Origin of the sequence: Streptomyces sp. V3I8 (genome assembly GCF_030817535.1) — a bacterium.
Taxonomy (GTDB): Bacteria; Actinomycetota; Actinomycetes; order Streptomycetales; family Streptomycetaceae; genus Streptomyces.
This window is the reverse complement of the sequence record NZ_JAUSZL010000002.1, coordinates 7,448,951-7,469,576: the sequence shown is the minus strand read 5'-3', so window position 1 is coordinate 7,469,576 and position 20,626 is coordinate 7,448,951. Positions and strand designations below refer to the sequence as shown.

Below are 20,626 nucleotides of genomic sequence, written 5' to 3'. Positions count from 1 at the left end.
GTCCCGCACGCCCCCTTGGCGCGGTCCTCCCCGTGGCCAACACTGAGCCGATGACGCAGCGCGTGGAACTGGCGACGGTGATGGCCCGGCTGGCCGTCGACGAGGTGGTCACCGAGTACGCGGTGGCGGTCGACGACGGCGACTGGGGGGCCTACCGGCAGCTGTTCACACCGGACGGGCGGGCGGACTACCGGTCCGCGGGCGGTATCGAAGGGGACGCGGGCCAGATCGCCGGATGGCTGTCCCGGACGATGACGCTGTTCCCGATGCGGCAGCACCTGATCGTCAACCGGCGGGTGCGCTTCGGCCTGCTGGAGCAGGACACCGGTGACACGGCCCGGGTCCAGGCCGACTACGTCAACCCGATGCGCCTCGCGGGACACGGCGGAGGTTCCGCCGAGCCCGACTTCGTGTGCGGCGGCCGGTACGACTTCGAACTGCTGCGTACGGGCGACGGCTGGCGGCTGCGGGCGGTGGTCGTGCACGAGAAGTGGCGCCGGGCCCCGCAGCGGCGCGCGGAGCCGGCCGTCACCTGAGCCGGGCCGGCCGCCCACTCGGCCGGCCGGGCGACGCTCCGGTATGTAGATCGTTTCAGCGTCCGTCCAGGGGACACACTGGAATCACTCGCGTCATGCGGGGCACGCACCCTGCGTAGAGGGGCCACTGGAGGCGCTGGATGAACCTGTCCGCCACTGACCTGCGCCGGCGTCTCGACTCCGCGTGGTGGCGCGGCGCGGCGGCGGTACTCGCCGGCGCGCTGCCGATGCCGATCTTCCCCGCGCCGTCCCTGTGGTGGTTCGCGTATGTGGCGCTGGTGCCGTGGATCCTGCTCGTGCGTTCGGCTCCGACGGGGCGGCGGGCGGCCTGCGACGGCTGGCTCGGCGGGCTCGGTTTCATGCTGGCCGTGCACCACTGGCTGCTGCCGAGCCTGCATGTCTTCACCGTCCTGATCGCGGCGCTGCTGGGCGCGCTCTGGGCTCCGTGGGGCCTGCTGGTGCGCCGGTTCCTGGCCGGCGCGCCCTCGCCGGGCCGCCTGGCCGCCGCCCTGTTCGTCCTGCCCTCCGGCTGGCTGATGGTGGAACTCGTCCGCTCCTGGGAGGGGTTGGGCGGCCCCTGGGGGCTGCTCGGGTCGAGCCAGTGGGAGGTGGCGCCCGCGCTGCGGCTCGCCTCGGTCGGCGGGGTGTGGCTGCTCAGCTTCCTGCTCGTCGGTGTGAACGTGGCGGTCGCCGTCCTCGTCGCCGTGCGGTCGTCCCGTCTGCCCGCGGTCGCCGGACTCGTCGCGACGGCCGCGGTCACCTCGGCGGTCTGGGTCTGGTCGCCCCGGCCGCAGGAGGACGGCGACCGGGCCCGGATCGCCGTCGTGCAGCCCGGCGTGATCGACGGTGCGGACGCCCCCGGGAAGCGGTTCGCACGCGAGGAGGCGCTCACCCGGGAGCTGGCCGGGCAGGACGTCGACCTCGTCGTGTGGGGCGAGAGCAGTGTCGGTGTCGACCTCGCCGGCCGTCCCGACCTGGCGGACCGGCTGGCCGCGCTGTCCCGGGAGGTCGACGCCGACCTCATGGTCAACGTCGACGCGCGCCGCTCGGACCGGCCGGGCATCTACAAGAGTTCCGTGCTCGTGGGTCCGCAGGGTCCGACCGGCGACCGCTACGACAAGATGCGGCTCGTGCCCTTCGGCGAGTACGTCCCGGCCCGTTCCCTCCTCGGCTGGGCCACCTCCGTGGGCAAGGCGGCGGGCGAGGACCGTATGCGCGGCACCGAGCAGGTCGTGATGGACGTCGGCGGCGGACTGCGGGTGGGCCCGATGGTGTGCTTCGAGTCGGCGTTCCCCGACATCAGCCGGCAGCTCGCGCGGGACGGCGCCCAGGTGCTGCTCGCCCAGTCGTCGACCTCCTCGTTCCAGAACAGCTGGGCTCCCGGGCAGCACGCCTCACTCGCGGCGCTGCGGGCCGCCGAGACGGGCCGGCCGATGGTCCACGCGACGCTCACCGGTGTCTCGGCGGTCTACGGTCCGGGCGGCGAGCGCGTCGGCGCCTGGCTCGGCACCGACGCGAGCGCGTCCGCCGTGTACGACGTGCCGCTCGCGCACGGCGTCACCCCGTACGCGCGGTTCGGTGCGTGGCCCGTCCACGCGGCCCTGCTGGTCCTGGCCGCGCTGGGCGCCGCCGAGGCCGTACGGTCGCTGCGGCGCAGGCGGTTCAGGCGCCCGGGGCCGGGCGTTCCGTCACCGCACGCACCACGCGCTCACACAGCTCATGGGTCGCCAGCGCGTCCCGGGCGCTGAGCACCGTGCCCGCGCGCACGGCGTCGAGGAAGGCGAGCACGACCTGCTCGATACCGCGCTGACGGGCCACCGGCACCCAGTCACCGCGCCGCCGCAGCGTCGGCTGGCCCTTGTGGTCGACGATCTCGGAGAGGTTGACGACCTGCCGCTTGGTGTCCTGCCCGGACACCTCCAGGACCTCCTCGGCGGAGCCGCTCAGCCGGTTCATCACACCGAGCGCCGTGAATCCGTCCCCGGCCAGCTGCAGCACGACGTGGTGGAGCAGCCCGTCCTCGACGCGCGCCCGCACGCTCACGTCGTCCACCACCCCCGGCACCAGGAACCGCAGGGTGTCCACGACGTGGATGAAGTCGTCGAGGATCATCGTGCGGGGCTCTTCCGGCAGGCCGACACGGTTCTTCTGCATCAGGATCAGTTCGCGCGGGTGCTCGACGCACTGCGCGTACCCGGGTGCGTACCTCCGGTTGAACCCGACGGCCAGGCTGGTGCCCCGCTCCTCCGCGAGCCGCACCAGCCTTTCGGAGTCGGCGAGTTCGTACGCGATCGGCTTGTCGACGTACGTGGCGACGCCCGCTTCGAGCAGTCGGGTCACGATCTCGGGGTGCGCGTGCGTGGGCGCGTGCACGAACGCCGCGTCGAGGTCCTGCGCGAGCAGCCCGGCGAGGTCCGTGTGCCGCCGCCCGGCCGGGACGTGCAGGCTGTCGGCGATCCGCGCGAGGGTCGCGGGCGTCCGCGTGTGCAGATGCAGTTCGAGGTCCGGGCGGGTCGCGAGCACCGGCAGGTACGCCTTCACCGCGATGTCGCCGAGTCCGATACAGCCGACCTTCACGGGGATCTCCTCAAGCAGCACGCATCCAGGGCAGCACGGGTCCAGGGCACACCCACGCCCACTCGCCGGAAGCATACGGCGGCTCCGCCGCCCGCCGCCCACCGCCCGCCGGCCGACGGAGCCGCCGGGAGGGACCCGCGGGCGGCGGGGAAACCTGGTGGCCCGCGCCCCGGTCCTCCGCGATGATGCGCGCATGACGATCGAACGCAGGGAACCCGCGACGGACGCCGGCGAGCGGGCCATGCTGGAGGGCTGGCTGGACTACCACCGGGCGACCCTCGCCGTGAAGTGCGAGGGGCTGGACGACACACAGCTCAGGACCGCCGCCGTGCCGCCCTCCGAGCTGTCCCTGCTCGGGCTCGTCCGGCACATGGCGGAGGTGGAGCGCAGCTGGTTCCGCAAGGTCCTCACGGCCGACGACCCCGGGCCCCTCTACTACAGCGACGAGGACCGGGACGGCGAGTTCCACCTCACGGAGGCGGACACCTGGGAGGAGGCGTACGCCACCTGGCAGGCGGAGATCGCCGTCGCCCGCCGCAACGCGGCCCGTCTCGGCCTGGACGACCTGTCCGAGGGCGTGGGCAGGTCCACCGGCAAGCCGTTCAACCTGCGGTGGATCTACACCCACATGATCGAGGAGTACGCGCGCCACAACGGTCACGCCGACCTGATCCGCGAGCGCGTCGACGGGGTCACCGGCGACTGACGGCAGCCGGGACGGGCGACGGGCAGCGAGGGCGACGGGGGCCGCGTCATCCGCTGCCGTGGTGTTCACCCGTGCGGGGCATCCTGCGCCCGTCGGCTCCCCGAACCCCACCGTACGCAGCAGAGTGGCGCGCGTGCATCGAACCGCGACCACCGCGACACTCCTGGTCACCGTTGCGGTCTCGGCCGTCTCGGGCTGTACGACCGTCCAGCGGCCGCCTTCGCCCGCCCAGTCCGCCGCGCCGCCCTCGGTGCCGGAACCGCGTCCGGACGGCAGGGCCGGACCGCGGGTGGTGCAGGCGCCGGCCCGCGAGGCCCTGGGGCTCGTCGGCCCGCCCCGGCGCCCCGCGGCACCCGCGTCCACCCCGGTCCGCGGGCCCGGCGCCGGGCCTGCCGCGGCTCCGGCGGACCCGCCGCGGCGCGCCCCCGCCGGACCGTCCCGGCGCCCGGAACCCCGGCGACCCGAACAACGCGCCGTCCCGCGTCCGCCCCCCTCCGTGCCGTCGACGAACGTGGACGTGTGTGCCCTGGGGCGGTCGTACGGCGGCTGGAAGGCGGACAGTCCCGAGGCGGCCGTCTGTGAGGACGTCTACGGCCGCTGACCTCGGCCCGGCTCCTGGCGCGGCGGTCCCAGCGTCTCCCCTCCCGGTGTCCCGGGTCCTGTCTTCCGGCCGGGCGCGGGCTCGGGTGTCCCGCCGGGGCCCTCCCGGTCCAGCCGCGTCTCCAGGCGTCCGATGCCGGCCCGGATCCCGTCGCCGTACGCGTCGTCGCCGAGGACGCCCGCGTTCTCGCGCGCCACTCCCAGGTGGCCCCGGGCCGCCTCGCGGCGCCCGAGCTTCACGTAGTCGGCGGCGAGGTTCAGATGCAGCGACGGGTAGAAGGCCCGCGCCGCGAGGGACCGGTGACGCTCCGTCACCTGTTCGTCCGTGAGCTCGTCCGCCGCCGACAGGGCCCGCAGGTCCCAGGCGAGCTCGTCCGAGGGGTCGTCCTGCGCGTCGGCCATGAAGTGCGCGAGCGTGCACCGGTGCAGCGCGTCGCCCTCGTCCCCGATCTCCGCCCACAGGTCCAGGAAGCGGTCCCTGGCCTCCTCGCGGTCGCCGCCGTGGAGCAGCATGATGACCTGTCCGATCCTGGTCATCATCGCGTCCGCCGCCGCCTGTTCCTGTCGCTCCGCCACCGCGTCGCCCTCCGCCCGCTCGTCCGCCGGCGGGCGCGCCCGCGCCCGCCGCTGCCACCGCTTCCGACGCTAACGGCAGGCGTTGGCAAACGAGGACAGGCGGCCCCGTACGCCCCGGGGGCGCCCTCGTGACGGACCCGTGCGGACCACCCCGGCGCGGGACCGGCGCCGCGGCGGCCGGCCGAAGCCCCGGCCGCGGACCGGGGCCCGCGGCCGGGCGTGCCCGGGAACGTCAGCCGAGGTCGGGGATCCGCCAGTCGATCGGCTCGTGCCCCTGCTTCGCGATCGCCTCGTCGATCTGCGTGAAGGGACGCGAACCGAAGAACTTCTTCGCGGACAGCGGCGAGGGGTGCGCGCCCTTCACCACGATGTGCCGCCCCTCGTCGATGAGCGGCAGCTTCTTCTGCGCGTAGTTGCCCCACAGCACGAAGACCGCGGGGTCGGGCCGCTCGGCCACGGCCCGGATCACCGCGTCCGTGAACTTCTCCCAGCCCTTGCCCTTGTGCGAGTTGGCCTCGCCGGCGCGGACCGTCAGCACCGCGTTGAGCAGCAGGACGCCCTGCTGGGCCCACGGCATCAGATAGCCGTTGTCCGGCACCGGGTGACCCAGCTCCTCCTTCATCTCCTTGTAGATGTTGCGCAGGGAGGGCGGCGTCTTCACACCGGGCCGGACCGAGAAGCACAGACCGTGGCCCTGGCCCTCGCCGTGGTACGGGTCCTGACCGAGGACGAGCACCTTCACGCGCTCGTACGGAGTCGCGTCGAGCGCGGCGAAGACCTCGTCGCGCGGCGGGTAGACGGGGCCCTTCTCGCGCTCCTGCTCGACGAACTCGGTGAGCTCCTCGAAGTAGGGCTTCTGGAGCTCTTCGCCCAGGACGCCGCGCCAGGACTCGGGCAGCATGGCGGTGTCGGTCACGTGTACTTCCTTCACAGTGCGGTGTTTCCGGTCCCCAGAACCTACCGCCGCCCACTGACAATCGGCCCGGCTCCCGGCCGTCCACCACGGCCGCGGGCCGGAGCCGGCCTCCGGTCCGGTCCGCTACCAGCTGGTCTTGTGGTCCAGCTCCCACACCATCATGATCGTCGACGGGTCGATGGACCGCTCGACGCCGGAGATCTCCTCGCTGGCGGCGACGTACTGCTTGCCCTGCCACAGCGGCAGCAGTCGTACGTCGTCCAGAAGGATGTCCTGGGCCTTCTCGAACTCCTCGACGACGTCCCCGCGGTCGCTCTCACGGCGCGACTCCGGCAGCAGCACGTCCGTGATCCGGGGCGACTTGTACGGCGTACCGAGGGCGTTCTGCTCGCCCACGAACGGCGCGATGAAATTCTCGGCGTCCGGGAAGTCGGGGAACCAGCCGCGGCCGAACACCGGGTACTCACCCTTGCGGTAGCCCGCCTCGTACGTCTTCCAGGGGCGGCCCTTGATGGTGACGCTGAACAGGCCCGTCGCGTTGAGCTGGCGCCTGAGCTCCTCGAACTCCGGTTTGGTCGTGGAGCCGTACCGGTCCGTGGTGTACCAGAAGGCGAGCGGCACCTTCTCGGCGATGCCGGCCTCCAGGAGGATCTGGCGGGCCTTGGACGTGCTGGGGCTGCCGTAGTCGTCGAAGAAGCCCGTGGTGTGGCCGGCCAGTCCGCGCGGGACCATGGAGTACAGCGGCTCGACGGTGTCCTTGTAGATGGTGTGGGCGATGGCCGGCCGGTCGACGACCTGCGCGACGGCCTTGCGTACCGCGGCCCGCCTGGCCCACGGGTCCTTGGGGTTGAAGACCAGGTAGCGGATCTCCGTACCCGCCGTCTCCACCAGCTGGAGGTCGTCCTTGCTCCGCCGTTCCTGGAGGTCGACGACGTCCTCGGCCGCGAGCCCCCGGAGCGTGACGTCGATCTTCCGGTCCTTCAGCGCGGCGACCATCTCGTCGGAGCCCTGGAAGTACCGGATGGTGACGGCGCCGTTCTTGCGGTCGGCGGAACCCTTGTAGTTGTCGTTGCGGACGAGCCGGGCCTCCTGCCCCTCCTCGTAGGAGCTCAGGCCGTACGGTCCCGATCCGGTGACCTCACCGCCCTCACGCAGGGCGTCGGCCGGGTACTCCTCGGGGTCGACGATCGACATGGCCGGTGTCGCGAGCACGAACGGGAAGGTGGCGTCCGGCTTGTTGAGGCGGAAGACGACCTCCCGGTCGCCCTTCGTCTCGACCCGCTCCAGGCTGCCGAGCAGACCCGCCGGGCCGCCGTCCACGGCGATCTTCCGGATGCGGTCGATGGAGTGCTTGACGGCTCCGGCGTCGAGCCCGTGCCCGTCCGAGAAGGACATCCCGTCGCGCAGTGTGCAGCTGTACGTGCGGTTGGAGTCGTCGGTGAAGCGGCAGCTCTCGGCGGCGTCGGGCTCGGGCTCGGACGCCCCGGCGGGATAGCTGAGGAGGGTCTGGTAGATGTTGCGGAACAGCTCCCAGGAGCCGTCCCACGACGCGGCGGGGTCCAGGGTGCTGGGTGCGCTGGTGGTGCCCACGACGACCGGGCCGTCCTCCTCGGACGTGTCCGGGGAGAGCACTCCGCACCCCGCCACCAGGGATATGGACGCGATCGCCGACAAATTCCGCAGAGACCGGTTCCGTTTCAACACGCGCACGCTCCTCGATGAGCCCCGCCAGAGTGGGCAGGACCATATCGCAGTGCCCCGCCGGTCAACGCGCTGCGACGGCGGGGCACTTGACGTGCACGAACATCATTTGTTCGATTTTTTTCGGCTCTGCGACGGTTGTTTGGATTCTGTGCGGAACATATCCGGTCACGGTAGGAATTTTCCCGGTGGAAAACCCGTGTAAGACACAGCGTTTAAAAGAACGTTTAAAACACCGAATATGTCGGCGGGCCGGCACCGCACGAGGGACCCGGACCGGTCAGGAGACGCCGGCGTTGAGGAAGATGCCCCCGTCGAGCACGAGCGTCTGTCCGGTGATCCAGTCCGACTGATCCGAGGTGAGGAAGGCGGCGGTACCGCCGATGTCCGACGGCACCCCGAGCCTGCCGAGCGGGTAGGCCGCGGCCGCCTCCGCCTCCCGGCCCTCGTACAGGGCCTGCGCGAACTTGGTCTTGACCACGGCGGGCGCGATCGCGTTGACCCGCACCAGGGGCGCGAACTCGTGCGCCAGCTGCAGGGTCAGGTTGATCATGGCGGCCTTGCTCATGCCGTACGCGCCGATGAACGGCGAGGCCGAGACGCCCGCGAGGGAGGCGATGTTGACGATCGCACCGCCGTTCGCGCTCTGCCACGCCTTCCACGTCCGCTGGGCGAAGCCGAGCGCCGAGACGACGTTGGTCTCGAAGACCTTCCGCGCGACGTCGAGGTCGAGGTCGGCCATCGGCCCGAACACCGGGTTCGTACCGGCGTTGTTGACGAGGAAGTCGATGCGGCCGAACGCCTCCATGGTGCGCTCCACGGCGACGGCCTGGTGGGCCTCGTCGTGGGCCTTGCCCGCGACACCGATGACGCGGTCGGCGCCGAGCCGCTCGACGGCCTCCTTGAGCGCGTCCTCGTTGCGGCCGGTGATGCACACCCGGTCGCCGCGGGCCAGCAGTGCCTCGGCTACGCCGTAACCGATGCCGCGGCTGGCGCCGGTGACGAGGGCGACCTTGCCCGAGAGTTCCACAGTGGTCATGTCCCTGTCCTCAGTTCTCGATCCTCTGTCCTCGGCCCTAGTTGAGCGGTCCGCCGGCCACGTACAGCACCTGGCCGGATACGAAGCCGGCGGCGTCGCCCGTGAAGAAGGCGATCGCGTTGGCGATGTCGTCCGGATTGCCCACGCGCTGGACCGGGATCTGGGTGGCGGCCGCGGCCTGGAACTCCTCGAAGCCCATGCCGACCCGCTCGGCGGTGGCGGCGGTCATGTCGGTCACGACGAAGCCGGGGGCGACGGCGTTCGCGGTGACGCCGAACTTGCCGAGCTCGAACGCGAGGGTCTTGGTGAAGCCCTGCAGACCGGCCTTGGCGGCGGCGTAGTTGGCCTGGCCGCGGTTGCCGAGCGCCGAGGACGAGGAGAGGTTCACGACCCGGCCGAACTTGGCCTCCACCATGTACTTCTGCACGGCCCGCGTCATCAGGAAGGAGCCGCGCAGGTGCACGTTCAGGACCGTGTCCCAGTCGGACGCGCTCATCTTGAACAGCAGGTTGTCGCGGAGCACGCCCGCGTTGTTCACCAGGATCGTGGGCGCCCCGAGTTCCTGCGCCACCCGCGTCACGGCGGCCTCGACCTGCGCCTCGTCGGCGACGTCGCAGCCCACCGCGATCGCCTTGCCGCCGGCTGCGGTGATCTTCTCCACGGTGTCCTTGCACGCGGCTTCGTCGAGGTCGATCACCGCGACGGCGCGGCCCTCGGCTGCCAGTCGTACGGCGGTCGCGGCGCCGATGCCGCGCGCGGCACCGGTGACTACGGCGACGCGCTGCTCAGTGGTGGACATTGCTGGTTCTCCTCGCCCTTGGGGAAGCCCTTGAAAGACCGGACCTGCGGCTCTCACGGTACGCCCCACAGGTGAGCGACCGCTTAGTACCTTCAGCAGACGAGACGCTAGAAGCCTTGGCACCCAGTGTCAACGGCAAGCGGCGGGCATGTGATCCATTACCTGGCCGACCGGTGATCCATCACCTCGGCCACCGGCGGTCCGTCACCTGACCAGCAGGTCGAGCAGTCGCGCCGTCTCGGCCGCGGGATCCACCGTGAGACCGGTGTGCACGGGCCCCGGCTGCACGACCGTCGAGCGGGGCGCGATCAGCCAGCGGAAGCGCCGCCCGGCGTCGTCGCCCGCCGCCTGCCCGGCCGCCGCGCCCCCGGTGCAGACCCCTTCGACGGCCCGCAGGGCGGCCTGGATTCCCGCGGCGTCCGCCGCCGGGTCGAGAGCGAGCAGTTTGCCCCCGTCGAGATGGGTGCGAGCGGCCACGAAGGAGTGCGCGCGGCAGTACACGAGCACTCCGGCGTTGAAGTACTCCCCCCGTTCGACGCGCGGCACCACGCGCAGCACCGCGTACTCGTAGACGACGCGGCCGTCCCGGCCGTCGCGCTCGCTCACTTCGTGCCCTCCTGGATACGGATGCGCTCGTGGACGGTGGCGGCCCGGGCGAGGAGCGGCTGCGCGTACGCACTCCGCAGCGCGTCGGGCGAGTCGAACCCGGGCTCGTCCAGCAGCCACGCGTCGGGGATGGCGGCGGTCACCTCGGCGAGCAGTTCCGGCGTGACCCGGGGGCCCAGCTCCGCCGCGGCGGCCGGGATGTCGGGACCGAAGGGGGCGAGCGCGTGGTCGGAGGCGTCGTACGGTTTGGCCGCCGAGGCCTGTGCGCCCGGCCAGTTGTGGTGCCAGATCATGGTGGCGCCGTGGTCGATGAGCCACAGGTCGCCGTGGTGGACCAGCATGTTGGGGTTGCGCCACGACCGGTCCACGTTGTTGATCAGGGCGTCGAACCAGACGACCCGCCCGGCCTCCTGCGGACTCACCCGGTGGGCCAGGGCGTCGAAGCCGATCGCCCGGGAGAGGTAGTCCATCCCGAGGTTCAGCCCGCCGCTCGCCTTGAGCAGCTCCTGCACCTCCTGGTCCGGTTCGCCGAGCCCGATGACCGGATCGAGTGCGATCGTGACCAGTCCCGGCACGCGCAGGCCCAGGCGCCGGGCGAGTTCACCGCAGACGACCTCGGCGACGAGGGTCTTGCGCCCCTGTCCGGCGCCGGTGAACTTCATGACGTACGTACCGAGATCGTCCGCCTCGACGAGCCCCGGCAGCGAGCCACCCTCACGCAGGGGCGTGACATAGCGGGTCGCAGTGACCTCTTTCAGCATTTCACCGGGCCACCCATCAGTAAATCCTTACGATCTGTGGCCGCTTCCAAAAAGCGGCCGCACCGGAAATCGCCTGTCGACGGCCCTGGGGAGAATCCGGGGAATTCCGACCGGCATGCGGCTCTCCCCGCTCCCCCGGCGATCCACCGATGGCGGTCCGCCCCCTGCTTCCGGCCCTTGGCATGAAGTGAGCATAGTAACCGAGGGTGATCGCGGGCGAGGAGGACATGTCGACGAAACGGGTCCTCGCCCTTCAGGACGAGGCCGGTCAGGGCGCGGCCGGTCAGGGCGCGGCCGGTCAGGCGGCCGCGCTGCAGACCCGTGGCATCGATGAGCCGGTGGACCAGCGTGCGCAGGTCGTCCTCGTATGGGGCTCTTCGCTTTTCGGGCAGGCCCGCCGGGACCCTCGTGTAACGCATTCGGCTGCCTGTTCCAAGTAGAAGTGACAGCAGGACGGACAACGGGAGGTTCACACCTTGGCATCCGACAGCAGAAGCCGGAGCGGCCCACCGGGAGAGATGTACGATCCGGCCGCCTTCGAGGTCTTCTATCGCCGCCATGTCGACACCGTCACCCGCTTCATGGCCAGGCGGGTCACCGACCCGCACACCGTCGCCGATCTCACCGCCGAGACCTTCCTCGCGGTGATCGACTCCGCCCGTGCCTACCGTCCCGACCTCGGGAGCGAGACGGCCTGGCTGTACGGCATCGCACGCAACGTGGCGGCCACGGAGGCCCGAAGGAGCGCGCGTCAGAACGTGCTCGGGGGCCGTATCGCCGGCCGCCGGCTGCTGGAGGGCGACGACATCGCCCGGCTGGAGGAGAAGCTCGACGCCGAGGAGGCAGGGCGTCGCGCGCTGGCCGCCCTGGACAGGCTCCCCGACGGCGAGCGCGCGGTGGTCGAACTCGTCGCCGTCGATCAGCTGAGCGTCACCGAGGCCGCCGTGGCACTGGGCATACGCAAGGTCACCGCCCGGGTGCGGCTGCACCGGGCGCGCAGGTCGCTGCGCTCGGCGGCGGCCGGAGTCGGCGGGCAGCAAGCAGCACTCACGTACGCAAGGGGAGAGGCATGAGCGCCAGGACGGCGAAGACCTTCGAGGACCGTCTGCTGAACGAACTCCAGCGGGAGATCGCTCTCAGGGCCGAGGACTCACCGGTTGCGGAGCCGGTGAGCCGCCGCACGATCACCACTCGCCGGATGCTGGTCGCCCTTGCGGCATGTGTCGCCGTGGCGGGGGGCGTGGTGGCGTTGCCGGCGTCGACGGGAGGGGCGCAGGCGTACGCCGTCGAGCGGCACGAGGACGGCAGTGTCACCGTCAGCATGGAGGAGATCCTTCTGAGTGGGGAGCAGAAGGAGGAACTGACCGACAGGCTCCGGGCCGAGGGCGTCAACGTCAGCGTGGACGAGCCCAGGAGCGGCTACGTCTGCGCACAGCCTCGCGGTGAGATATATCAGCCGCGCTGGATCCTGACCCAGGAGGGCGACCCCTCCGTGACGCCCAAGCACGAGTACACACTGCGTCCGGGTGACTCCCTGGTCTTCGAGGAGCCGGAACCGGCCGGTCGGATCAGCCCTGCCGCAAGCGTGTACGTGGTGAAGGGCGCGGTGGAACCCTGCACCGAGGTGCCTTGGGACGGGAAACGGTCTTTCGAGGAGTCCCTGGAATCGAAGTAGGACCGAGGGCCCCTACGGTGCCACCGATTCTGTACGGACCCTCGGGGGACCCGTGTCGGGCGCAGCAGCGTCGAACGGTTCACCGGAACCGCGAGCGTGTCCACCAGCGGGGTCCTCGCCCGGCCGGCCGGCATCACCCGGCCGGCATCGGCGCCGGCTTCTGCAACACCACCTGCAGAAAAGACCCACCGCCCAGTACAACCGAGCGACGCCGGACCACGACCGACATCCCTGGGCAGAGGCGTCAGCCACGCCACACCCGATCGGTCATGTGCGGTAAAGCTCGGTAAGAAGTTCGAGCACGTTGCGGGTGGCCGGGTGGGGGTCGTCGCGCCACCAGACCAGTCGTACGGCGATCGGTTCGGCGTCGCGTACCGGCAGGTAGACGATGCCGGGCCTTGGATACTGGTCAACGACGGACTGCGCGGTAACCCCCACGCAGCGGCCGGTGGCGATGACCGTGAGCCAGTCGTCGATGTCACGGCTCACCTGTGTCGCGGGGCGCGCGTTCGCGGGCCACAGTTCCGCATCGGTCGACCCGGTGCGCTGGTCGACCAGCAGGACGCGGCTGCTGAGATCGGCCAGTTGCACCGAGCGGCGCCGCGCCAGGGGGTCGGAGGCGGCCATCGCGCACCAGCGTGTTTCCAGACCCACGATGGCGCCCTCGAAGCGGCGGTCCTCCAGCGGCCTGCGCATGACCGCGAGGTCCGCGGTGCCCTCGGCCAGGCCGGCGCTCGGGGAGTTGATGCGCAGCAGGTGCAGTTGCGTTTTCGGGTGCGATTCCCGCCACCGGTGCTGAAAGGCGGGTGTGAGTCGGCCCAGTGCCGACCAGGGGTGGCCTATACGCAGTTCGACGTGACCCGATGTCGCTTCCTGTACCAGGTTGTCGACCTCGGTCAGCACGCGCCGGGCGTGCGCCACGACGCGCAGTCCGATCGCGGTCGGCGAGGTCTCGCGGGGCGTACGTCGCAGCAGCCGTACGCCGAGGCGCTTCTCGAGCGTCGAAAGCGTGCGGGAGACCGCAGCCTGTGAGACACCCAGAGCGATCGCGGCGTCGGTGAACGTGCCCTCGTCAACGATTGCGACGAGGCAGCGCAACTGACGCAGCTCGACATCCATAACCGAAGCGTATAGCGGGCGGGCTCCATGCATTTTGCGCACGGTCCGGCGCGGCACAGGATCGACGCATGCAAGCAGCCCCCGTCCGTCCAGCAGGCCGCGCCGTCCTGCCCAAGAAGCGCGGCTCCGTGCCCATGGCCGGGGTCTGCACGATGCTCGCCAGCGGCCTTTCGACCCAGCTCGGCGCCGCGATCGGGTCGCTGGCCTTCCCGGTGCTCGGCCCTGTCGGTGTCGTCGCGGTCCGCCAGTACGTCGCGGCGGCGGTGCTGCTCACCTTCGGTCGGCCCCGCCTTCGGTCCTTCACACGGCGCCAGTGGGGGCTGGTGCTGCTGCTCGCGGCCGACTTCGGTGTGACGAACCTGTCGCTCTACACCGCGATCGACCGGATCGGTCTCGGCCTGGCGGTGACCCTGGAGTTCCTCGGCCCCCTCACGATCGCGCTGGCCGGTTCGCGCAGACGCGTGGACCTGTGCTGCGCCGTACTCGCCGCGGCGGGAGTCGTCGCACTGATGCGCCCGCGCCCTACCACCGATTACCTCGGCATGGGGCTCGGTCTGCTCGCCGCTGCCGGCTGGGCCGCTTACATCCTCCTCAACCGCTCCGTCGGGCAGCGCATCCCCGGAACACAGGGCACAGCAGCCGCAGCGGTCCTGTCCGCCTTGGTCTTCCTGCCCATCGGAGCCGGTGTCGCGGTGCACCACACGCCTTCCGCCGGGGCACTCGGTGCAGCTGTCGCGGCCGGAGTCCTATCGTCCGCTCTGCCGTTCCTCGCGGACCTGTTCACGCTGCGCCGCGTTCCCGCGGAGGCGTTCGGACTGTTCATGAGCGTCAACCCGGTGCTCGCCGCAGCCGTCGGTGCACTCGTTCCGGGACAGAAGCTCGACGTGGCCGCCTGGTCGAGCATCGCGGCAATCATCGCGGCCAACGCCATCAGCATCCTCGCACCGCCGAGGCATGCCTGACGCAGCGACGGTGCCGAACGTACGCCGGAGCAGCGCCCGTATCAAGATCACTCCATTGCCGCAAAGGAGCCTTCCATGCCCGGTGTCACGCTGACCGATCATCTCTTCCCCGTCCCCCTCGACCATGATCGGCCGGATGGCGAGCACATCGAGATCTACGCGCGCGAGGTCGTGGCCACCGGACGCGAGCGCGAGCAGCTTCCCTGGCTGCTGTTCCTGCAAGGCGGCCCCGGCATGGCGGCGCCGCGTCCGGTCGGCCGGGACTCCTGGCTGGACCGCGCACTCGACGACTACCGCGTCCTGCTGCTCGACCAGCGCGGCACGGGCCGCTCCAGTCCGATCACCCGTCAAACGCTCCCGGCTCGTGGCGGGTCCGCCGCGCAGGCCGACTACCTCACCCATTTCCGCGCCGACGCCATTGTCCGCGACGCCGAACTGATCAGGCGCGAACTGACCGACGAACCGTGGTCGGTGCTCGGCCAGAGCTTCGGCGGAATGTGCACCGTCACCTACCTCTCGTTCGCGCCCGAGGGCCTGCGCGAGGCGATCATCACCGGCGGTCTTCCCGGTTTGCGCGTCACCGCCGACGAGGTCTACCGCGCCACCTATCCGCGCGTGCACCGCAAGAACACCGCGTACTACCGCCGGTACCCGCAGGACGCCGCCTCGGTCCGCCGCATCGCCGCACACCTGATCGAGCGCCCGGCACCGATGCCGGACGGATCCTTGCTCACCGTCGAGGCCTTCCAGTCGCTCGGGCTGATGCTCGGCATGAGCGACGGCGCGGACGTGCTGCACCACCTGCTCGAAGACACCTGGGCCGGAGCGGAGCTGTCCGACGGTTTCCTCGCCCGCGCCGCGGCTTTCCTCAGCTACGCCCAACTGCCGCTGAACCCGCTCATGCATGAACTCACCTACGCCCAGCGCGGCACCGGCGCGACGAACTGGGCAGCTCGGCGAGTGCGCGGCGAGTTCCCCCGGTTCGACGCGCGTACGGCGCTGGCCGGGGACGCCCCGGTGCTGTTCACCGGCGAGATGACCTACCCGTGCCACTTCGACCAACCCTGTCTCGCGCCCCTGCGCGAGCCCGCCGAGATGCTGTTCGCCCGCGAGGGCTGGCCCGATCTCTACGATCCTCAGCAGTTGGCCGCGAACGACGTCCCCGTGGTCGCCGCCGTCTACCTCGACGACATGTACGTCGACGCCACTTACTCGCTGCAGACCGCCGAGACCATCAGGGGCCTGCGGCTGTGGGCGACCGACGAGCACGAGCACGACGGGCTTCGCGCCAGTGGCGGACGCGTCCTCGACCACCTGCTGCGCATGCTGCACCACCAGATCTGAAGCGGAGCGACGTGAAAGCCGATCTCACGCAGGACACGGACGACGCGACGCGTGTCTCCGGGCGGCAGGTCCGCGCCCTGGCGATACCCGCGCTCGGCGCGCTGCTGGCCGAACCGCTGTTCGTGCTCACCGACAGCGCCGTCGTCGGGCACCTGGGCCCCGCTCAGCTCGCCGGGCTCGGTACAGCCGGAGCCGCCCTGAACACGCTCGTCAACGTGTGCATCTTCCTCGCCTACAGCACCACCGCGCAGGTCTCCCGGCTCATCGGAGCCGGACAGCGCAAGGAGGGCCTGGCGCGCGGGATCAATGGGCTCTACCTGGCGGCCGGACTCGGTCTGCTGCTCGCGGTCGTCGGCGTGCTGGGTGCGGACCCGATCGTGCGCTGGCTCGGCGCGGGAACGCAGGCGGCCCCGTACGCGGCGACCTACCTGCGGGTCAGTTCCGTGGGGCTGCCGGGGATGCTGCTCGTGCTCGCCGCGACCGGGCTGCTGCGCGGCCTGCACGACATGCGCACCCCGCTGGTGGTCGCGGCGGCGGCAGCGGTCGTCAATGCGCTGGTGAACTGGATCCTGGTGTACCCGTGCGGGTTCGGGATCGCGGGCTCGGCGGCCGGAACGGCGAGCGTACAGACGGCGATGGCGGTCGCGTACGCGTACATCGTGGTGAGTGCGTGCCGCGCCGAGGGGGTCACCCCGTGGCCGGATGTGCGGGCGATCCGCGCGTCGCTCTCCGCGAACTTCGCGCTGCTCGTGCGCACGATCGGCCTGCGGGTCTACTGGCTGGCCGCGGTGTGGGCCGCGGGCCGGCTGGGCACCGACGCGCTGGCCGCGAACACCATCGCCGCGAACCTGTGGATCATGCTCGCTCTCGCGCTCGACGCCCTCGCGATCGCCGCGCAGGCGCTGGTCGGGCACGAGCTGGGCGCCGGGCGGATCGAGCGGACGAGGCGGGTGGTCGCGCAGATGAACCGGTGGGGGCTCTGGTTCGGGGTGGTCACCGGCGTCGGATTGGCGGCGCTGAGCCCGGTGCTGGCCGGGGCGTTCACCAGCGATCAGGAGGTGGCGCGCGTGCTGATGCCGGTTCTGATCGTCGCCGCGGTCTTCCAGCCGGTCGCCGGGGTCGTGTTCGTGCTCGACGGCGTGCTCATCGGCGCGGGCGACGCGGTGTTCCTGGCGTGGGCGTCGCTGGCGTGCACGGCCGTGTTCCTCGGACTGCTCGCGATCCTGTTCGCGGCGCACGGCGATCTGACCTGGCTGTGGATCGCGGTGGGTGTCTTCACCCTGGCACGGCTCGCATGCCTGTGGTTCCGGGCGCGGGGCACGGCGTGGATGCGCGTCGGCGCACAGGCGGAGCGGTAGAGGGTGTCCGCGCGAGAAGGGGTCGCGGTGAGCCCCGACTGCGCGGCGGATGTCCTCGGCGATGAGGTCCGCGTTGATCGCTCCGGCGGCCGGGGAGGCGGAGGCCGCCGATCCCAGGACGTTGGCGTCCGGGTCGGCGAGGCTTCCCGCGACCCACAACGCCGGGAACCGGGGTGAGGCCCCCTCACGCCTCCTCGGCCCGGCCTGAGCATGAAGTGGACGTCACTCGACCACGTCGAAGCCCCGAGGGCTGTCGCAGAGTGACTTCCAGCTTTGATCTTGGTCAGACGGACTGTCTCGTGAGGTCATCGGGTGGAACGGCGCTTCGGCGTTCGTGAGTTGTTTTCCGACGGCTCCCCGGGCCGCTCGGGGAACGACCGGGTCCGGCGTATGCGTTCTCGGCATTTCCTCAGGCCGAGAACGCGAGGTAACGCCGCCTCAGATCGTCGGGGTGTCGTCAACGATCGGCCGGTGAATCTCAACGACCGGCTTCCACCCCTCGGAGAACTCGATGAAGTCCGCACGGGTGGGGTAGGTGTCGATCGCGCGACGGTCACGCTTGGGGCTGTCGCCTCCCTTGCGTCCCCGCGGAATCTGCTCCTCGAAGATGTCGACCTTCACGTCGGGAACCTCCTTGAGGCCCTGGCGCCAGATCTGCACGATGTCGGCGCCGAACGCCTGCCGGGCCGCAGCGTAAAGGGCCGTGAGGGCCCCCCTGTCTCCACCCGGGACGAAAAGCGCCAGGTCCAGCACGACACCGGCGGACTGGAGGACCTCGATGGTCACCGAGCCGTTTTCGTCGGCCACGTAGATTCCGGCTTCGTCCTCGCCGTCAGGAAGGCAGGAAACCTCTTCCTGGAATACGGTTCTCACCGTGACCGAGCCGCCCTCGAAATCCTCACCGGACCTGGTCAGAAAAGCAGAAACATAGCAGTCGGGAATCTTGAGTTCTGACGTGTCGGCGGAAACGAAGAGCCTGTCCTTCACGCCGAGCTTCGTCACCTCTTCCAGCGAGAGGCGGCGAGCGACGATCTTCTCCGTGTTCACGATTTCCCTTTCAGGTTGCGCTGTCCCTGCGAACAAGGACGCTACCACGAAACCCTGAGGTCAACTGCCCAGTAATCGCTGGTTACATGGCCTCCGGTGACCGCACGGGAGGGTACCGGAGCGAGTGCCAATCGGTCGGGAACACGCATCCGCCAGGCGGTGTCCCTCGTCATGGTGTGGCGGCTCAACTGACGGTTGCGGCTCGGTGCGTCGGATAGCACGGAGGAACCAAAAAGAGCTTACGGCAGATATCACCCATATCACCTTCAGGGAGGTGGCGGCTCGGTACGGCGAACCATTCTTCGTGCATCTCGAAGAGCGCAGAGGAAACCAGCCGGATGGTTCGACAACGCAACAACGGAGCCCCCCACCGGCGGCATCTGGATAAAGCGCGAACCGGAAGTCGCGTACTACCGCACCCTCTTCGGCCAGGACTTCGGCGTAGTCGGCTGACGCTCGGTTACCGACGTCTCCTCAGGTCGGGCGGGGTTCGGTACACAGCAGGAACGGACGTCCGCGATCATGGAGTTCTCCACTCTCTGTGACCTTGGACTGCCTGTGTCTGCCGACGCGTCATCTCTGGTCCCCCTGCCTTGGAACAGCTCGGACCGCGGAACAGCTCGGACCGCATCCGGAGGTGTCCGGGAGCAATCTTCCGGATCTGCTGGAACGCCTCGCGCAGGTCCCGGACCCGCGGAATCCGCGGGGAGTACGGCACCCTCTCCTGACACTCCTGACACTGACGGCCCGCGCGGTCCTCGCCGGAGCTCGATCCCTGCACGCGGTGAGTGAACAGGTGGCCGACGCACCGCCGGCCCTGCTCGAACGGCTCGGCACGGCCGTCGACCCACTGGTTCCGGCGGCACCGTGGGAAGTGACCGTCGGGCGGGACGGATCCGGCCCTCCCGGTAGCGTGTCCACCTGCCGCACGCGGTGCCATGTGTCCGGGCGGCCCGCACGGAGGGCATTCGACGGCGAGCGATGAGGGTGCGATGAGTGAACTGACGAAGCCCGAGATCAGCGTTCCGGAGGGTGACGCGCCTACCGAGTTGACCGTCCGGGACCTGGTCGTCGGGGACGGGGCCGAGGTGAAGTCGGGCATGGTGGTCAGGGTCCACTACGTCGGGGTGGTCTTCGAGTCCGGGAAGGAGTTCGATGCCTCCTGGGACCGGGACCAGCCGTTCAAGTTCGCCCTGGGCAGTGGCAGGGTCATCAAGGGCTGGGACCGTGGGGTGAAGGGGATGAAGGTCGGCGGTCGACGCGAGATCATCGTTCCCCCACGTCTCGGCTACGGCAATCAGTCGCCATCACCGTTGATCCCGGCGGGCTCGACCCTCCTCTTCGTGGTGGACCTGCTGGACTTGTATGGCAGCACAGCCGGGTGGAGCAACGCCTAGCGCTCGGGTGCACCGGTCGCTTCGTGCCGGGTGGACGGGCTCAGCGTTTGCCCCGGTTGCGGACGGCCGGGACCGCGAGGGCCAGGAGGACGTGCTCGGTCAGGCGGGATGCAATCTCGATGTGTCGCCGGGGAGACCCGGCTTCCGTGCAGGAGCACCGCCGAATCCCTGCCGCCGTGTGTCAGCAGTGCCTCGACCACCGTGTCCGGAAGCGGTCCCCTGTGCGTCACTAGCCTGTGGCGACCGGCCGCATGCCTGGTCAGGCGGACCAGGACGTCCGCCGGAGCAGCCGGGTTTCGCCCCAGCCCGGACAGTCGCGGCTGCTTGAGATGGACCAGGCATCCACGCCAACCAGCAGCTGATGACCGCGCAGCAGTACCTCTGAGGACCCTCGGCATCGAACCACCGGCGGACAGCGAATCCCTGCACGGCTACGAGGGCGGCCCGCCGCACGCCGCACACCACGCGCTCTGCCCACCGTGCAGCTGCCGTGCCGATCGGCAGCGTCCTGGTCCGGCTTCCCGCCTGCAGCGCCCTGGCTGCGGCGGCTGCCTCCCCCATCACAGTGGCTGCCGACGCCACTGCCCACGCCGCCGCCGAGCGGGCGTCGATGCCCGCCGCCGTGCACGAGCCGCTGTACGCGGTACGGGACATGCGACCGGTGGAAAGTCTGTGGAGCGTCGCTGAGTGCCGACCGGGCGACGGTCCGGCCTGGCGGACCGTCGCCCGCATCAACGACGGCCGCGCGATGTCCGACGGCACCGTCTTCCACGCCGATGTCTTCATGCAGCCGGGCCGGCAGCTGTGTCTGCCCGCCCCCGGACAGCTCAGCCGGACAAGGAGCAGGGTCGGCAGAAACCTCTTGCGTCCGCTGGGCAGATGGAATGGAACGGCCCCCGATACCGAT

Annotated in this window: 22 protein-coding genes; 12 read left to right on the top strand and 10 right to left on the bottom strand. The window is 70.6% G+C overall.

Translation table 11 applies throughout. The annotated features are described in order from the left end of the window. Positions 1-50: 50 nt before the first annotated feature. Together QFZ75_RS33105 and lnt are read left to right on the top strand one after the other, a co-directional pair. A complete protein-coding gene (locus tag QFZ75_RS33105) occupies positions 51-536 on the top strand; it encodes a nuclear transport factor 2 family protein (RefSeq protein WP_307542796.1) in 486 nt (161 codons plus the stop codon). A 140-nt stretch (positions 537-676) separates the two neighbouring features. Further along, on the top strand, positions 677-2,284 hold the full coding sequence (gene lnt, locus QFZ75_RS33100) for an apolipoprotein N-acyltransferase (protein ID WP_307542794.1): 1,608 nt from the start codon (positions 677-679) through the stop codon (positions 2,282-2,284). On the opposite strand, the gene QFZ75_RS33095 is transcribed toward lnt, so the two are convergent. Beyond that, complete coding sequence (locus QFZ75_RS33095; protein WP_307542792.1) at positions 2,199-3,113, bottom strand: Gfo/Idh/MocA family protein; 915 nt, start codon at positions 3,111-3,113, stop codon at positions 2,199-2,201. The genes lnt and QFZ75_RS33095 overlap by 86 nt on opposite strands. A 193-nt stretch (positions 3,114-3,306) precedes the next feature. On the opposite strand from QFZ75_RS33095, the gene QFZ75_RS33090 reads away from it, so the two are divergent. Continuing rightward, the gene (locus tag QFZ75_RS33090) at positions 3,307-3,819 is read left to right on the top strand and encodes a DinB family protein (protein ID WP_307542791.1); all 513 of its coding nucleotides are present in this window, start codon (positions 3,307-3,309) and stop codon (positions 3,817-3,819) included. 133 nt (positions 3,820-3,952) lie between these two features. Next, positions 3,953-4,420, top strand: a complete 468-nt coding sequence (locus QFZ75_RS33085; protein ID WP_307542789.1) for a hypothetical protein — start codon at positions 3,953-3,955, stop codon at positions 4,418-4,420. Here QFZ75_RS33085 and QFZ75_RS33080 read toward each other — a convergent pair. The 7 genes from QFZ75_RS33080 to QFZ75_RS33050 form a co-directional block, all read right to left on the bottom strand. Further along, the gene (locus QFZ75_RS33080; RefSeq protein ID WP_307542787.1) at positions 4,408-4,995 is read right to left on the bottom strand and encodes a hypothetical protein; all 588 of its coding nucleotides are present in this window, start codon (positions 4,993-4,995) and stop codon (positions 4,408-4,410) included. The two genes, QFZ75_RS33085 and QFZ75_RS33080, sit on opposite strands and share 13 nt — an antisense overlap. A 232-nt stretch (positions 4,996-5,227) precedes the next feature. Then, complete coding sequence (ung, locus tag QFZ75_RS33075) at positions 5,228-5,911, bottom strand: uracil-DNA glycosylase (RefSeq protein ID WP_307542785.1); 684 nt, start codon at positions 5,909-5,911, stop codon at positions 5,228-5,230. A 123-nt stretch (positions 5,912-6,034) separates the two neighbouring features. Beyond that, on the bottom strand, positions 6,035-7,615 hold the full coding sequence (locus tag QFZ75_RS33070; RefSeq protein WP_307542783.1) for an ABC transporter substrate-binding protein: 1,581 nt from the start codon (positions 7,613-7,615) through the stop codon (positions 6,035-6,037). A gap of 277 nt (positions 7,616-7,892) precedes the next feature. Further along, positions 7,893-8,651: an SDR family oxidoreductase gene (locus QFZ75_RS33065; RefSeq protein WP_307542781.1), complete on the bottom strand. Its 759-nt coding sequence runs from the start codon at positions 8,649-8,651 to the stop codon at positions 7,893-7,895. A 37-nt stretch (positions 8,652-8,688) separates the two neighbouring features. Then, a complete protein-coding gene (gene fabG / locus QFZ75_RS33060; protein ID WP_307542779.1) occupies positions 8,689-9,450 on the bottom strand; it encodes a 3-oxoacyl-ACP reductase FabG in 762 nt (253 codons plus the stop codon). A gap of 204 nt (positions 9,451-9,654) precedes the next feature. Further along, positions 9,655-10,056 (bottom strand): DUF3037 domain-containing protein, encoded by a 402-nt coding sequence (locus tag QFZ75_RS33055; protein ID WP_307542777.1) that lies wholly within the window; start codon positions 10,054-10,056, stop codon positions 9,655-9,657. Then, positions 10,053-10,817, bottom strand: coding sequence for a HipA family kinase (locus tag QFZ75_RS33050; RefSeq protein WP_307542775.1), 765 nt, complete (start codon positions 10,815-10,817; stop codon positions 10,053-10,055). Before QFZ75_RS33050 ends, QFZ75_RS33055 begins: the two co-directional genes overlap by 4 nt. A gap of 206 nt (positions 10,818-11,023) precedes the next feature. On the opposite strand from QFZ75_RS33050, the gene QFZ75_RS33045 reads away from it, so the two are divergent. The 3 genes from QFZ75_RS33045 (at position 11,024) to QFZ75_RS33035 (ending at position 12,492) form a co-directional block, all read left to right on the top strand. Then, positions 11,024-11,257 carry a hypothetical protein gene (locus tag QFZ75_RS33045; RefSeq protein ID WP_307542773.1) on the top strand — a complete coding sequence of 78 codons (234 nt, stop codon included), beginning with the start codon at positions 11,024-11,026 and terminating at the stop codon, positions 11,255-11,257. Between the two features lie 78 nt (positions 11,258-11,335). Then, positions 11,336-11,890, top strand: coding sequence for an RNA polymerase sigma factor (locus tag QFZ75_RS33040; RefSeq protein WP_307542771.1), 555 nt, complete (start codon positions 11,336-11,338; stop codon positions 11,888-11,890). Then, positions 11,887-12,492, top strand: coding sequence for a hypothetical protein (locus QFZ75_RS33035; RefSeq protein WP_307542769.1), 606 nt, complete (start codon positions 11,887-11,889; stop codon positions 12,490-12,492). The genes QFZ75_RS33040 and QFZ75_RS33035 overlap by 4 nt, the downstream gene beginning before the upstream one ends. A 267-nt stretch (positions 12,493-12,759) precedes the next feature. Here the strand turns inward: QFZ75_RS33035 and QFZ75_RS33030 are convergent, their stop codons facing one another. After that, the gene (locus QFZ75_RS33030) at positions 12,760-13,611 is read right to left on the bottom strand and encodes a LysR family transcriptional regulator (RefSeq protein ID WP_307542768.1); all 852 of its coding nucleotides are present in this window, start codon (positions 13,609-13,611) and stop codon (positions 12,760-12,762) included. Between the two features lie 68 nt (positions 13,612-13,679). Here QFZ75_RS33030 and QFZ75_RS33025 point away from each other — a divergent pair, with 68 nt between their 5' ends. The 3 genes from QFZ75_RS33025 (at position 13,680) to QFZ75_RS33015 (ending at position 17,275) form a co-directional block, all read left to right on the top strand. Beyond that, positions 13,680-14,573 (top strand): DMT family transporter, encoded by an 894-nt coding sequence (locus QFZ75_RS33025; protein WP_307542766.1) that lies wholly within the window; start codon positions 13,680-13,682, stop codon positions 14,571-14,573. 75 nt (positions 14,574-14,648) lie between these two features. Beyond that, entirely contained in the window at positions 14,649-15,917 is a 1,269-nt protein-coding gene (locus QFZ75_RS33020) for an alpha/beta fold hydrolase (RefSeq protein WP_307542764.1), read from the top strand. An 11-nt stretch (positions 15,918-15,928) separates the two neighbouring features. Beyond that, the gene (locus QFZ75_RS33015) at positions 15,929-17,275 is read left to right on the top strand and encodes an MATE family efflux transporter (protein WP_307542762.1); all 1,347 of its coding nucleotides are present in this window, start codon (positions 15,929-15,931) and stop codon (positions 17,273-17,275) included. Positions 17,276-17,713: 438 nt separating this feature from the next. Here QFZ75_RS33015 and QFZ75_RS33010 read toward each other — a convergent pair whose 3' ends face one another. Continuing rightward, positions 17,714-18,322: a hypothetical protein gene (locus QFZ75_RS33010; protein WP_307542761.1), complete on the bottom strand. Its 609-nt coding sequence runs from the start codon at positions 18,320-18,322 to the stop codon at positions 17,714-17,716. A gap of 541 nt (positions 18,323-18,863) precedes the next feature. Between QFZ75_RS33010 and QFZ75_RS33005 the strand changes: the two genes are divergently transcribed. Together QFZ75_RS33005 and QFZ75_RS33000 are read left to right on the top strand one after the other, a co-directional pair. Next, positions 18,864-19,307, top strand: coding sequence for a transposase family protein (locus QFZ75_RS33005; protein WP_307542760.1), 444 nt, complete (start codon positions 18,864-18,866; stop codon positions 19,305-19,307). A 7-nt stretch (positions 19,308-19,314) separates the two neighbouring features. Continuing rightward, positions 19,315-19,719, top strand: coding sequence for an FKBP-type peptidyl-prolyl cis-trans isomerase (locus QFZ75_RS33000; RefSeq protein WP_307542758.1), 405 nt, complete (start codon positions 19,315-19,317; stop codon positions 19,717-19,719). The last annotated feature ends 907 nt before the right edge of the window (positions 19,720-20,626 follow it).

Bases quoted from the DNA above. Each gene is read 5' to 3' on its own strand.
- QFZ75_RS33105 (WP_307542796.1), top strand. From the start codon at position 51: ATGACGCAGCGCGTGGAACTGGCGACGGTGATGGCCCGGCTGGCCGTC.
- lnt (WP_307542794.1), top strand. From the start codon at position 677: ATGAACCTGTCCGCCACTGACCTGCGCCGGCGTCTCGACTCCGCGTGG.
- QFZ75_RS33090 (WP_307542791.1), top strand. From the start codon at position 3,307: ATGACGATCGAACGCAGGGAACCCGCGACGGACGCCGGCGAGCGGGCC.
- QFZ75_RS33065 (WP_307542781.1), bottom strand. From the start codon at position 8,651: ATGACCACTGTGGAACTCTCGGGCAAGGTCGCCCTCGTCACCGGCGCC.
- fabG (WP_307542779.1), bottom strand. From the start codon at position 9,450: ATGTCCACCACTGAGCAGCGCGTCGCCGTAGTCACCGGTGCCGCGCGC.
- QFZ75_RS33050 (WP_307542775.1), bottom strand. From the start codon at position 10,817: ATGCTGAAAGAGGTCACTGCGACCCGCTATGTCACGCCCCTGCGTGAG.
- QFZ75_RS33040 (WP_307542771.1), top strand. From the start codon at position 11,336: ATGTACGATCCGGCCGCCTTCGAGGTCTTCTATCGCCGCCATGTCGAC.
- QFZ75_RS33035 (WP_307542769.1), top strand. From the start codon at position 11,887: ATGAGCGCCAGGACGGCGAAGACCTTCGAGGACCGTCTGCTGAACGAA.
- QFZ75_RS33030 (WP_307542768.1), bottom strand. From the start codon at position 13,611: ATGGATGTCGAGCTGCGTCAGTTGCGCTGCCTCGTCGCAATCGTTGAC.
- QFZ75_RS33025 (WP_307542766.1), top strand. From the start codon at position 13,680: ATGCAAGCAGCCCCCGTCCGTCCAGCAGGCCGCGCCGTCCTGCCCAAG.
- QFZ75_RS33020 (WP_307542764.1), top strand. From the start codon at position 14,649: ATGCCCGGTGTCACGCTGACCGATCATCTCTTCCCCGTCCCCCTCGAC.
- QFZ75_RS33000 (WP_307542758.1), top strand. From the start codon at position 19,315: ATGAGTGAACTGACGAAGCCCGAGATCAGCGTTCCGGAGGGTGACGCG.